Consider the following 11,855-nt stretch of genomic DNA (forward strand, 5'->3'; position numbering starts at 1 on the left):
CAACCAGCAAGTTGCTAAGACACTTGATTTGATGATGAGACAGTCAGACTGATCTACTGAAAACCTTAGCTCGGTATAGGCTCATAATGAAGCCGCAAGGATGATAAGGACAGTAGAAGCAGATATCCATCAGGGCCAGAGGCATACCTCAATAACAGGCCGAATATATGGGTGCAATGAACTCTTCTCAAAATCGCTATCGAATGTCTTGCAAACCGGATGGGTCCATATATGCCGAGCTAGCTTTCGCAGGTGCAGGGACGCATCCTTCGGAAGCGATCGCAAATTTGGCAATGAGCACAAGGGGCTTTCAACTCCGTTGGGGGCGTCTTGGAGAATCCAAGGAGGATAGGACGAGCAGTCCTCCTTGGTCGGGTGTGGGGTGAAGCTCCACGACTTTGACTTTGATTTAAAATAACAAACGAAGTTTGGATATGTAGATTTTCTTGGCCGTAAGGCCGTATTCAAAGTGAAATACGGCGAAAACTGGGATTTATTATTTGCAGCCCAACTGGCAAACGTTAGCCAGCCAAGCTAACAAATTATCGTGTTATTTGATCAATACGATCGCATCACCGTAGTGTGCCGTCCATTACACCAATCACTCTCGATATATGGTGAAATCATCTCAATCATTATGATTTATGGGTTGCATGTTTGTTAATTTATTGACTAATGACATTCTCATTGATAATTTACCCTACTTAAAAAATCATTGGTAATAATAGGTTACCTAAGTAGTACTTTGTGATGAGCTTAACTCGCTTAATACAATGTGCAGTTATGGATAGACAATAATTTAATGGATTAAACGCAATGAAAAAAATTATCTTATGTACCCTTGTTTTAAGTCTTGCTGCTTGTAAGAGTACAGATGTAAGAAACATCGCCGATTCTGTGTCTGATATCGCAGGCATCGCTAGCACTGGTACTTCAGGCGGCACTTCCGGTAGTAGTTCCATCCCCACTTACGAACATCAGACTCAGCAATACTCGAATAATTCCGAATCATTCAATATTACTAAGAATACTAAGATGTCTCCGGAACGCGGTGCGATCCGCTCTATTACTCAGGAGAAAAATCCTAAGGGTATGACTATGGTCAGGGTTTTGGCATACCATCAAGACAGTGGCGCGGCGATGGAAAGTACTAATTACCTGTATGCGGTAGACAGTAATGGTTGGTTAAGTGATAAGCCAATGACGATGCACCGCCCAGAAACCATGATTATCAATAGCGGCGCCTATTACTTGAAGGCCGAGGATAATAGCAGCAGCAAATTTTATACCTCAGGCATGATAACCTTAGCTAGAGGCGTCACCAATGTGGTGTCGATTGAGCTTCAATAGGTAATTTTATCCTAAAAGGATAATGATTGACGTCATCATGACGATGTCGCAAGTGTCATTGTCCTATTGAAAGTAAAAACAAAACCCCAGTAAAAACTGGGGTTTATTATTTAAGCCTATGCTGACAAAGGTTAGCCTGCCAAGCTAACAAATTATCGCGTTATTTGATAAACGCGAACGCATCACCGTAGAGATGTGCTTCTTCTACACCAATCTCACGGAAGATTTCCCGTGCTGCACCCACCATGTCGAAACGGCCGGCGATGTAGATGTCGTAGCCATTTAAGCTGACAAAATCTTGTTTGATTTGCGCTAACAGATTAGCGGTTTTGCCTTGCCAATTAGCGGGAGCTTCTTCGATGACTGGCACGAAGTGTAACCAAGGGTGAGCGTCGTGCCACTCGCGGGCGATGGTTTCAAAATACATGGCATCTTGGGTGCGACAACCCCAATACAGCATAGTTTCAACCTGTTGGCCGAGGGCGATTTGGTGCTCGATGATACTTTTAATATAAGAGAAACCTGTGCCGCCAGCGATTAACAGGCGAGGGCGTTGGCTTTCGTGACGCAGGTGGGCTTCGCCGCCTGGGGCTTCGATGTCGATAGTGCTGCCATCAAGGGCGCAGGCTTTCAGGCGCTCGACCACTTGCATTGGGTAGCTTTCACTTACAGCGGCGCCAATGTGTAATTCGATCAGCTCGGCGTTTGGCGCTGATGCGATAGAGAAGGGGCGTTTATCTTTTTCACCCATGACAACACATAAGTATTGCCCCGCTTGGAAATCGAAGGCGGTTTCAGGCCTTAACAATACTTGATATACGGCATCGTTAAATGGGTTAACTTTCTCTATCTTACAACGTATGGTTTTCATCAAACTTCCTTTGCACCTTTCTTCAACAGTATGTGTCTAGGTGTCGCTTTAGAGGCCTGTTATTGGCCTATTCTCTTGGCTAAAGCCGATACTTGAGTAATGGCTTAAGCTGAATTATAGGGTTGGGCTGTCGTCTATGCCTAACTCATCCCAGATTGAGTCGATCTTTTGTTTTACTTTTGGATCCATCACGATTGGCGTACCCCATTCGCGGTTAGTTTCACCTTCCCACTTATTGGTGGCATCGAGCCCCATTTTTGAGCCTAAGCCCGCAACGGGTGAAGCAAAATCGAGGTAGTCGATAGGGGTGTTTTCGACCATCACAGTATCGCGTTTAGGGTCCATACGGGTGGTGATCGCCCAGATCACATCCTGCCAGTCACGGCAGTTCACATCTTCATCCACTATGACAATAAACTTAGTGTACATAAATTGGCGCAGGAAAGACCAAGCGCCCATCATCACTCGTTTGGCATGTCCCGGATATTGTTTGCGAATGGAGATCACTGCCATGCGGTACGAACAGCCCTCAGGTGGCAGATAAAAATCAACGATCTCAGGATATTGCTTACGCAAAATCGGCACAAACACTTCGTTTAATGCAACCCCCAGCATGGCGGGCTCATCCGGTGGACGGCCAGTGTAAGTGCTGTGGTAGATGGCATCTTTACGCTGAGTGATGTGGGTAACGGTAAATACTGGAAACTTATCGGTTTCGTTGTAGTAACCCGTGTGATCGCCGTAGGGGCCTTCTTCCGCCAGTTCCTCTGGGTCGATATAGCCTTCGAGGATGATTTCACTGGTGGCCGGCACTTCTAAGTCGCAGCTTAATGCCTTACAGACTTCGGTACGTTCACCGCGCAGTAAACCGGCAAAAGCGTATTCGCTCATGGAGTCGGGGACTGGGGTGACAGCACCTAAAATGGTCACAGGATCGGCGCCGAGTGCGACGACAACAGGATAACGCTCACCGGGGAATTGTTGTTTAAAATCAGCAAAATCTAACGCGCCGCCACGGTGGGACAACCAGCGCATGATCAGCTTGTTTTTACCCAGTAATTGTTGGCGATAAATGCCTAAATTCTGACGACTCTTGCGCGGGCCTTTGGTGATGGTTAAGCCCCAGGTCACCAGTGGCGCGACATCGCCCGGCCAGCAATGCTGAATAGGCAATTGGGTTAAGTCGACCTCATCGCCGGTTTTGATGATTTGTTGGCAAGGCGGATTACGCACTGTCTTTGGCGGCATATTCAAGGCTTGCTTGAACATAGGGATCTTAGCGATCGCGTCTTTAAAACCCCGAGGTGGCTCAGGTTCCTTTAAAAAGGCTAACAGTTCGCCCACTTCGCGCAGGGCTAATGGGTCGTCTTTGCCGAGTGCCATGGCCACACGTTTTGGCGTACCGAACAGGTTTACCAACACGGGCATGTGATGATTTTTGGGATTTTCAAATAATAGCGCAGGGCCTTGAGCGCGTAATACGCGATCGGCGATCTCTGTCATTTCTAAATGAGGATCAACTGGGTAGCTAATGCGTTTGAGTTCGCCATTGGCTTCTAAGTGATCAATAAAGCTGCGTAAATCCTTAAAACTCATGTGGAAATAGCCTCTGCGGTGAAAATCCGTGTGGCGCGCACTATAGCATTTTTCTGTTTTAGGGTTAACCAATTCAGTGATCTTCAAGCTTAGGAAGCGTAAAATGGCTACCAGTAAGTCGCGATAGATCTCGCTTACGCCCTTTATTTCGAGGTTTATATGAATATTCCTGTATGGTTTGCTCAAGAAAAGTGTGTTCAAAGTCAATCACATGGCGCGCATAAGCGGTCGCTAAAGTGCTTGGTTTTATCGCTTGCCGTGGGGATCTCACTTTTGGGGGCGCTCAGTGTGCCGATTGTGGCGGTGGCCGGAAATAGAGGCTATTCGGATCAAGACGAACGCCACGGTCATCGTGATAGCCACAGTCGTGGCGACAGTCATTACAACAATCGTCATGACAATTATTATGACAACCGCCATGTGCGCAAAGATAACCGCCATTATCGTCCCTATTATCGACCTTATTACCCTTGGGGTTTAGGACTGGGTTTAGGGCTCGCTACGGGGTGGGGATCGGGTTGGAATGTCGGTTATGGTGTGAACACCCATTGGAACAATAATTGGGGTTGGAATACGTCGCGTGATGCCTACGCTCGAAATTACTGGAACTCGCCCTATTCGGGCATAGGTTTGTCGATTCCTATGGCCTACGACGATGAACCTGTGGCCATTTCTGCACCTGTACGGGTAACAACCAGTATGCAGTATTCTGCGAGTGAAGGCCGTATGGTGTCGAGTATGCCTGTAAATATGGCCGGACAATCGACTGGGCAACTGGTGTCGCAAACTAGTAATGCCACAGGCAAAACAGCTGCAACTCCGCGTCCACGCGCACCGCACAGTGTGTCTAGCTTGCCGAGCAATGCTAGGGTTGTGCAGCAGGATGGTCGTACACTTTACGAGTGGCAAGGTACGCTTTACGCCTACGACTGGAACAGTCAAACCTATCAAGAACAGTTAGTCAGATAGATTTACATTACGTAAATGACTGAGAAATTGGAGCCCCTTAGTGGGCTCCAATTTATTCATCATCTTTTATTATCTTTTTATTAGTTATTTATCAGCTAGTTGTCGTTTTATAGCATAGCGGAGAAGAGGTTTGAATACTGTTAGAAATCAGGCTGCCCAAAACCAGCATAAGGGCGCCAGTACATTATGGGTGTTACTTGCCTTAGCACTCGGAACATTCGCTTTAGGCACCACAGAATTTGCTTCCATGACCTTAGTGCCTTATATCGCGAGCGATTTAGGGGTAGAGGTTGCCCATGTGAGTTATGCCATTAGTGCGTATGCGCTGGGGGTTGTGGTCGGTTCGCCGATTATCATGGTGCTAGCCGTTAGGGTCAGACGGCGAACACTCTTGATTGCCTTAGCCGGGTTAATGGCGGTGGCCAATGGCTTAAGTGCGTTAGCGCCATCATTGAATTGGTTAATCTTTTTTCGTTTTCTCAGCGGCTTGCCCCACGGCGCTTATTTCGGCGTGGCTATGTTGCTCGCTGCCTCTTTAGTGCCGCCAGAAATGAAGGCCCGCGCCGTATCGCGGGTGATTATTGGCCTTACGCTGGCGACGATTATCGGTGTGCCGTTTGCGACTTGGATGGGGCAAACTGTGGGCTGGCGCTCTGGCATTGGCATAGTGGCAATTCTGGCGACCATTACCGCGATAATGGTGTATTTTTTAGCACCCAATCAAGCCGTGCCCGCTGATGCGAGTCCCAAAAAAGAGCTACAAACTCTTAAAAATCGTGAAGTCTGGCTGACGCTCGGCATCGCGGCCATTGGCTTTGGCGGTATCTTCTGCGTGTATACCTATCTGGCTGAAACCTTAATCCAAGTGACACAAGTCGAGCCGTTTAAGATCCCAATCATGATGGCGGTATTTGGTATTGGCGCAACACTTGGAACCTTAGTGTGTGGCTGGGCGGCGGATAAGTCGGCCTTAGCGGCGGCGTTTTGGTCGTTAGTGTTAAGCACTGTGGTGTTGGCTATTTACCCGAGTTTGACCGGACATTACTGGGCGCTGATGCCCGTGGTATTTTTTGTCGGTTGTGGGTTAGGGCTTGCCACTATTGTGCAAGCCAGATTGATGGATGTGGCACCCGATGGGCAAGCCATGACAGGCGCTTTAGTGCAATGCGCCTTTAATCTTGCCAATGCAATTGGGCCTTGGGTGGGCAGTTTAGTGATACTGTCTGGACAAGGCATTGCCGCGACAGGTTATGCGGCATCTTTGTTGTCATTGGGAGGACTGCTGATGTGGTGGCTGACCCACAGAGAAAGCCGTCGCGTCGTTACCCTAAACACAGCGAACTGCGCCGACTAGCGAGTGCTAAGGAAGAGACGCAGTGGTCATATTCTGCGTCTCGAATCCACACATTTAGCCCCTTTGTATGGTGATATCGGCGATATAACCATGCTCTGTGGCAACCAAGGCTTGTTTGAGCATGCCAGCCGCTTCATCGGCGGACATAAAGCTTGAGGTATCTAAAGCCTTACCGCTACTGGGCCAAAAGCCTGTGTCCATGCCGCCGGGATACACGGCAATCAACTTCATTGGGCTTTGTTTAAGCTCTAATCGCACCGACTCGATAAATCCCCGCACCGCCCATTTTGCCGCGCAGTAAGTGGATTCTCCCGCTTTGGCGGCAAGCGCTGCGGTGGACATGACCACAACCACAGTGACCGCTTGATCTTTATAGCGTTTCACTAATTCCCGCACTAACAAAATCGTCGAGGTGACATTGTTATTGAGCAGGCTGTGGATATCGCTGGCCCCTTGGGTTTCAATCGCACCAAAGTAGCCGCTGCCCGCGCAATGGATCACGGTTTTAGGGGCTTGCGTTAGGCCATCGAACAGGGCTTCGAGACTCGATTCACTGGCAAGATCGGCGGTGATCGCGGCGATCGTTTTGTTGGAGAAGGGCGTTAATGCATTGGCGACGGTTTGCAGACGCTCGGCATGGCGACCTGTGAGTGTCAGTGCTTCATTCTCTTTGGCGTAGAGCGATGCGAGTGCCGCGCCTAAACCACTGCTGGCGCCGGTAATTAATATCATAGTGACCTCGGTTAATGCTGTCTTGGCTTGAAAACCGCATCTTAAACTCAAGTGCGCTTCAATTCATGGGAAGGCGAGCGGTTAGATTAAGGTAAATAGCGGCTGATCGAATGCCACTTCATCGCCGTTTTTGGCCCAAATAGCGCTGACCACGCCATCGCGCTCGGCTTGGATGGGATTCATCATTCTCATCGCTTCGATAATGCAGATCACTTCACCTTGGCTCACTCGTTGACCGACTTTAACCAGCGGCACATCATCGAGTTCTGCCGCCGCGTAAAAAGTGCCGACCATAGGTGAGACTTGTACAAAACCTTCTGTACTTGGCGTAATGCCTGTTTGCGAATGGCTTGTCTGCTTTGCCTGTGAATTCAAAGGCAAAGCAGGTGCTCTGGGGATCGCTTGCTGTGATTGCATATTGGCTGGCATAGGGCTGTAGCGGGTGATACGAATTGATTCTTCACCTTCGGTGATCGCCAGTTCTGCTATGTCAGATTCTTGTACTAACTCAATGAGTTTTTTAATTTTACGAAGATCCATTGCCATTTATCTGCCCTTGCAAAGCACGCTATTGAATAGAATTTACTGTGGCTGGTTGAGCCGCTTAATGGCCGCCGCCAGCGCAAACTCGTAACCCTGTGAACCGAAACCGCAAATCACACCTATCGCCTTATCGGAAAAATAGGAATGGTGGCGAAAGGCTTCACGGGCGTGCACATTGGATAAATGCACTTCAAAAAAAGGAATTGCCACGCCAAGCAGGGCATCACGCAGGGCGACGCTGGTGTGGGTAAAGGCGGCGGGATTGATAATAATCATCTGGGCATCGGTCGCATGAATCGCATTGATTAGCTCAAATTCGGCGTTGGACTGAATATGTTCGAGCTCAACTCCCGCCTGTTGTGCTTGCAGGTTTAACTCCGCCACTATGTCGGCTAAGGTTTGATGACCATAAACGCTGGGCTCGCGGCGGCCTAAGAGGTTGAGATTGGGGCCATTGACGAGCAAAATTTTGTGACTCATTGCGCTTTCCTTTACGACATGCCTTGGGATTAATGCTGGGATTAAAGTTGGAAAAATTTATTTCAGTTTTCTACATAGGCCACTAACTTAACCTGTTCAAATCGATTTTGCATTATCGGTTAGTCAATTGTGTGCGAGCTGATCATGTGCGAGCCGATTATACCTTTGAAATCCTGTGCCATTGTTGGCTGGGTTCAATTGCGGTTATTTCTCTGGTACTGAGTTAGCGATTGCCTAAGTTGACTGTCAGTTGAGTTAATTGTCATCTAAGTTAACTGTCACCTAAGTTAATAGTCACTCTTCTGTTGACGCATGGCCTTAGTGGCACCTTTTTGTTTCTTGGTCTCTAATCGCCGCGTTTGGCTGCCTTTAGTGGCGCGGGTGGGGATGCGTTTTTTCTGCACTTCACCGACACTGGCAACCAAGGCGATAAATTGCTCCAAAGCCGTTTGGCGGTTGGCATCTTGGCTGCGACTCGCTTGGCATTTGATAATGATTTTGCCGCTTTTAGTGATGCGGTGATCCGCCTTGTTGAGCAAGCGTTCTTGGTAAAACTCGGGTAATGATGAGCTTTTAATATCGAAAATCAGCTGCGCAGCGGTGGACACTTTATTTAAGTGCTGGCCGCCTGCACCACTCGAACGGATAAATTGCCACTCGATTTCATTTTCCTGAAGTTCCACACGGTTTGAGATTTTTATCATGGCAAACTTAGGCATTTTTCAGCATGGATTGAGAAGCCATCAATAATGACTTATGGCTTTCCAATAGATTTGTTATCATCGGGCGCATTCTTTGCCGCTGCATTGGCTAAAGCCATTGCCTGCAAAAGTGTTCTCGATTCGGAGTGCCTCTATGTTATGCCAAATCCCCGATATTGCTAAGGGTGTTATCAGTCTTTTTGCCAGTGGCCGACTATCCTCCACCGATTATCGGACCCGTTTACAGCCTGCGATTAAGAGTTATCGTAAGGATTGGGGCCAAGTTTGCCTGTATATTGAGGCGGATGTGTTACTCGAAGGCTGGGAATTTGAGTCGCTGACTGGTAGTGGTGAAGTCCAGTTACCGAATTTTGAAGCCTTAGTGTTTGTGGGCGGCCCTGATTGGGTAGGAAATGCGGTGCGCTTACTCGGGCCTTTTATGCAGGGCGAAGTGGCTTGGTTTCCACTCGAACAGAAAGCCAAAGCGATTGCTTGGATCACTAAGCGTTCGAATATTTAATGGTCTAATTTAGGCCATATTTACAAGGAATTAAGTATGTCATTATTGAAATCGCGCTCTTTTTCTTCACTGACAGTTTCTAAGGTCAGTGCGATTGCGTTAGTGTTGGCATTTACCGCTGGACTGAGTGCCTGCGCGCCAGAAGTGGGCAGTGATGCTTGGTGTAAACAGATGAAAAATAAACCGTCTGGCGATTGGACTGCTAACGAAGCCGCTGATTATGCTAAGCACTGTGTATTTAAATAAGTGCAGTGTATTTAAATAAGCACTGAGTGTTTAAGTCAGCGTTAGCCTTTAGAGATCACAGCTTGAAAGACTTTGCTTGCGAGCTGTGAACTTATGTTTATCATACGGATCAGATGTTCCGTTATCCGTTATCCGTTATCCGTTATCCGTTATCCGTTATCCGTTATCCGTTATCCGTTATCCGTTATTTGCTATAGGTGATATTTGAATTCTACCGCTAAGCCATTTTTTACTCGAATGGTGACCCTACTGATAGCCATTATCGTGCTGCAATTTGCCGGCGCGAATTTGGGTGCGCATCAATTACATGCGGGCAATGGTGCGGAAGAAGCTGAGAATCATCCCCATCTGCAATTTAGTGCTCAAGTGACCACTTTGGCCCAATGTGTCGATTGCGTTTGTCCAAGCGAGCAAGCCTTAGGTTTTGCGGACTCCACGGGTGTCGCCAGTAATCACGCGGGTGAAAACCAAAGCAGCGGATTTCATTCCCACTTAGTTAAAACCACTGAAATACAAGATTTTGACCTATGCCTCGACTGCCAATGCCATGGCGGTCATGTGGCACTGTTATCTCAGGCAGTGAGTCAGCCTGTACAGGCGTTAGAAAGCGTCTATCTGCCTACCGATGTATCCTATTTTCCGCCTGAAAATTTACCTAAATACCGCCCTCCTATCGCTTAATTCTCCAATATTCGGCTTATTTCTCGGCCTAGGACGATTGATTCATCTGATTGGATCTCATTCTATTTTGCCGCGTGATAAGCCCGTTATGTTCATCCCCCAAAAGATATGCTTGAACTGATGCTCGCAGCGTTAACTGTTGGAGCCGTCATTGGCTTTTTAGCCGCGCACTGTATTGCTTGGCGGGATGATTCGATCGGCGCTTATTTGCCATGCCCAGAACGATATGATTGCTTTGCATTGAGCTATTTAAATGAAGCTCACATCTAGCCGTTTCGCTTTGGGCGCAAAAGTCAGCCGATCCACATTCGATATTGTTAGGATTTGCGATGAAAAAAACGATTCTCGCCCGTACTTTAGTTTGTCTGTTTAGATCGGGCTTGTTTAGCTGCGGATTAGTATTGGCCGCCGGATTGCTAGCCTTTGCCCTCGCGGCAGAAAATGACTCTCTTGAAGTCAATGTCCTTGAAGTCAAGGTCCTTGAAACCAAAGCCTCTGAAGCTAATGCCCCTGAAATCAAAGCCGCTGAAGTTGAGGCATTTAAGGCGCAATCACTGGGCTTACCCGCCAAAGAAACCGACACGGCACATGTCAACTTTGGCCTATGGTTGCCTGAGTTACTCACACAGTTCAATCAGTTACCTGAAGTTCAGGCACAGCTTGTAAGGCAGCAACAGGCCAAACTGGCCATTCAGGCGGCAGATCGCGCTGTGTATAACCCAGAACTTGGGCTTAATTATCAAAATGCTGATACAGATGCTTATAGCTTAGGGCTGAGCCAAACCCTCGATTGGGGCGACAAGCGCGGCGTGGCGACGCAGCGTGCCGAGCTTGAAGCGCAAATCCTTTTAGCGGACATAGGGTTAGAGCGTAGCCAAATGTTAGCCGAACGCTTGCTGGCCTTGGCAGAACAGGCGCAAAGCCGTAAGGCGCTGACCTTTGCCGAGCAGCAATTAAGGTTCACCAAGGCGCAGCTCAATATTGCTGAGCAGCGATTGGCGGCGGGGGACTTATCCAACGTCGAGCTGCAATTGATACAACTCGAAGTCGCCTCTAATACTGCCGACTACGCCTTAGCCGAGCAGGTGGCCTTAGTGGCCGATGGCAAAGTAATTGAATTACTTGGGGATAATAATTTCGCTTTTAGTGAATTTATCAAGGAGATCCATTTCTTTGTGACTCAGGCTAAGCAAGCGCCAGCGGCCGAGTTGGGCACTTCTAAATCAGCCTTGCCAGCCCTGGCGAGTGCTTATCAGCAAGTGCTGCTCGCCAGAGTTAATGTCATGCAAGTCAAAGCGGAAGCTTCAGCTGACCCGACTATTAGCCTAGGCGCTGAAAAGGAGGGCACGGACAATAAGCTCGGTGTCGGCGTGTCGATTCCTCTACAAGTTCGCAATAACTACAGTGAGTTACAAGCCGTAGCCGATAAGGGCATCGCTATCGCGGAGCAAGGCTATCTTGCCCGTGAGCGAGTGCTTACCGCTAAGCAGAAACAATTCCTCTATGCGTTACCGCGTTTACTTGAACGTTACCAAGACTGGCGTGAGTTAGTGCAAGTGTCAGGTGCTAAAGCCGCTAAATCCTTAAGCCAACAATGGCAGGCGGGGGATGTGAGTACGAGTGAGTACTTACAGAGCCGTCGTCAGTTAGCCGCCAGTTATTTGGTGGGCTTAAACCTAGAAACGGCTATCTATCAAAGTTGGTTAACTTGGATGGGCGAAAGCGGCCAGCTTATGCCTTTTATCGAAAAGCTCAACTCAGTCCATTCGATAACATCTAATACCACCGCACGCACAGTAAACCCATGAGGTC

13 protein-coding genes are annotated in these 11,855 nt (G+C 48.2%); 7 read left to right on the forward strand and 6 right to left on the reverse strand.

Annotated features, from left to right (window positions below; translation table 11 throughout):
* The first annotated feature begins 816 nt into the window (after positions 1 to 816).
* Positions 817 to 1,350, forward strand: coding sequence for a hypothetical protein (locus tag L5M38_RS19780; RefSeq protein WP_263169913.1), 534 nt, complete (start codon positions 817 to 819; stop codon positions 1,348 to 1,350).
* Between the two features lie 160 nt (positions 1,351 to 1,510).
* Here the strand turns inward: L5M38_RS19780 and fre are convergent, their stop codons facing one another.
* Both fre and ubiD read right to left on the reverse strand, forming a co-directional pair.
* Positions 1,511 to 2,221, reverse strand: coding sequence for an NAD(P)H-flavin reductase (gene fre, locus L5M38_RS19785; protein ID WP_263171844.1), 711 nt, complete (start codon positions 2,219 to 2,221; stop codon positions 1,511 to 1,513).
* Positions 2,222 to 2,335: 114 nt separating this feature from the next.
* A complete protein-coding gene (gene ubiD, locus L5M38_RS19790; protein ID WP_263180099.1) occupies positions 2,336 to 3,817 on the reverse strand; it encodes a 4-hydroxy-3-polyprenylbenzoate decarboxylase in 1,482 nt (493 codons plus the stop codon).
* 159 nt (positions 3,818 to 3,976) lie between these two features.
* On the opposite strand from ubiD, the gene L5M38_RS19795 reads away from it, so the two are divergent.
* Both L5M38_RS19795 and L5M38_RS19800 read left to right on the forward strand, forming a co-directional pair.
* Positions 3,977 to 4,786: a hypothetical protein gene (locus L5M38_RS19795; RefSeq protein ID WP_263180101.1), complete on the forward strand. Its 810-nt coding sequence runs from the start codon at positions 3,977 to 3,979 to the stop codon at positions 4,784 to 4,786.
* 130 nt (positions 4,787 to 4,916) lie between these two features.
* Complete coding sequence (locus L5M38_RS19800) at positions 4,917 to 6,140, forward strand: MFS transporter (RefSeq protein ID WP_105250336.1); 1,224 nt, start codon at positions 4,917 to 4,919, stop codon at positions 6,138 to 6,140.
* A gap of 54 nt (positions 6,141 to 6,194) precedes the next feature.
* Here L5M38_RS19800 and L5M38_RS19805 read toward each other — a convergent pair whose 3' ends face one another.
* From L5M38_RS19805 to arfB, 4 genes are all read right to left on the reverse strand, one after another.
* Positions 6,195 to 6,872, reverse strand: coding sequence for an SDR family NAD(P)-dependent oxidoreductase (locus L5M38_RS19805; RefSeq protein WP_263180102.1), 678 nt, complete (start codon positions 6,870 to 6,872; stop codon positions 6,195 to 6,197).
* A gap of 81 nt (positions 6,873 to 6,953) precedes the next feature.
* Positions 6,954 to 7,418 carry an acetyl-CoA carboxylase biotin carboxyl carrier protein gene (gene accB / locus L5M38_RS19810; RefSeq protein ID WP_263180104.1) on the reverse strand — a complete coding sequence of 155 codons (465 nt, stop codon included), beginning with the start codon at positions 7,416 to 7,418 and terminating at the stop codon, positions 6,954 to 6,956.
* A 36-nt stretch (positions 7,419 to 7,454) separates the two neighbouring features.
* A complete protein-coding gene (gene aroQ, locus L5M38_RS19815) occupies positions 7,455 to 7,895 on the reverse strand; it encodes a type II 3-dehydroquinate dehydratase (protein ID WP_198571985.1) in 441 nt (146 codons plus the stop codon).
* 287 nt (positions 7,896 to 8,182) lie between these two features.
* A complete protein-coding gene (gene arfB, locus L5M38_RS19820) occupies positions 8,183 to 8,614 on the reverse strand; it encodes an alternative ribosome rescue aminoacyl-tRNA hydrolase ArfB (protein ID WP_011787977.1) in 432 nt (143 codons plus the stop codon).
* Between the two features lie 136 nt (positions 8,615 to 8,750).
* Here arfB and L5M38_RS19825 point away from each other — a divergent pair, with 136 nt between their 5' ends.
* The 4 genes from L5M38_RS19825 to L5M38_RS19840 all read left to right on the forward strand — a co-directional run bounded on the left by L5M38_RS19825 (position 8,751) and on the right by L5M38_RS19840 (position 11,851).
* Positions 8,751 to 9,116 carry an STAS/SEC14 domain-containing protein gene (locus L5M38_RS19825; protein ID WP_105250333.1) on the forward strand — a complete coding sequence of 122 codons (366 nt, stop codon included), beginning with the start codon at positions 8,751 to 8,753 and terminating at the stop codon, positions 9,114 to 9,116.
* Positions 9,117 to 9,152: 36 nt separating this feature from the next.
* Positions 9,153 to 9,362 (forward strand): DUF3012 domain-containing protein, encoded by a 210-nt coding sequence (locus L5M38_RS19830; RefSeq protein ID WP_113939200.1) that lies wholly within the window; start codon positions 9,153 to 9,155, stop codon positions 9,360 to 9,362.
* 237 nt (positions 9,363 to 9,599) lie between these two features.
* The gene (locus L5M38_RS19835; protein WP_173248730.1) at positions 9,600 to 10,043 is read left to right on the forward strand and encodes a hypothetical protein; all 444 of its coding nucleotides are present in this window, start codon (positions 9,600 to 9,602) and stop codon (positions 10,041 to 10,043) included.
* A 329-nt stretch (positions 10,044 to 10,372) separates the two neighbouring features.
* Positions 10,373 to 11,851 carry a TolC family protein gene (locus L5M38_RS19840; protein WP_263180105.1) on the forward strand — a complete coding sequence of 493 codons (1,479 nt, stop codon included), beginning with the start codon at positions 10,373 to 10,375 and terminating at the stop codon, positions 11,849 to 11,851.
* Positions 11,852 to 11,855: the final 4 nt, after the last annotated feature.

This window comes from Shewanella sp. SM101, assembly GCF_025654465.1.
Taxonomy (GTDB): Bacteria; Pseudomonadota; Gammaproteobacteria; order Enterobacterales; family Shewanellaceae; genus Shewanella; species Shewanella oncorhynchi.

Coding starts and splice junctions, on each gene's coding strand:
- L5M38_RS19780 (WP_263169913.1), top strand. CDS start 817: ATGAAAAAAATTATCTTATGTACCCTTGTTTTAAGTCTTGCTGCTTGT.
- fre (WP_263171844.1), bottom strand. CDS start 2,221: ATGAAAACCATACGTTGTAAGATAGAGAAAGTTAACCCATTTAACGAT.
- ubiD (WP_263180099.1), bottom strand. CDS start 3,817: ATGAGTTTTAAGGATTTACGCAGCTTTATTGATCACTTAGAAGCCAAT.
- L5M38_RS19795 (WP_263180101.1), top strand. CDS start 3,977: ATGAATATTCCTGTATGGTTTGCTCAAGAAAAGTGTGTTCAAAGTCAA.
- L5M38_RS19805 (WP_263180102.1), bottom strand. CDS start 6,872: ATGATATTAATTACCGGCGCCAGCAGTGGTTTAGGCGCGGCACTCGCA.
- accB (WP_263180104.1), bottom strand. CDS start 7,418: ATGGCAATGGATCTTCGTAAAATTAAAAAACTCATTGAGTTAGTACAA.
- aroQ (WP_198571985.1), bottom strand. CDS start 7,895: ATGAGTCACAAAATTTTGCTCGTCAATGGCCCCAATCTCAACCTCTTA.
- arfB (WP_011787977.1), bottom strand. CDS start 8,614: ATGCCTAAGTTTGCCATGATAAAAATCTCAAACCGTGTGGAACTTCAG.
- L5M38_RS19825 (WP_105250333.1), top strand. CDS start 8,751: ATGTTATGCCAAATCCCCGATATTGCTAAGGGTGTTATCAGTCTTTTT.
- L5M38_RS19830 (WP_113939200.1), top strand. CDS start 9,153: ATGTCATTATTGAAATCGCGCTCTTTTTCTTCACTGACAGTTTCTAAG.
- L5M38_RS19835 (WP_173248730.1), top strand. CDS start 9,600: ATGGTGACCCTACTGATAGCCATTATCGTGCTGCAATTTGCCGGCGCG.
- L5M38_RS19840 (WP_263180105.1), top strand. CDS start 10,373: ATGAAAAAAACGATTCTCGCCCGTACTTTAGTTTGTCTGTTTAGATCG.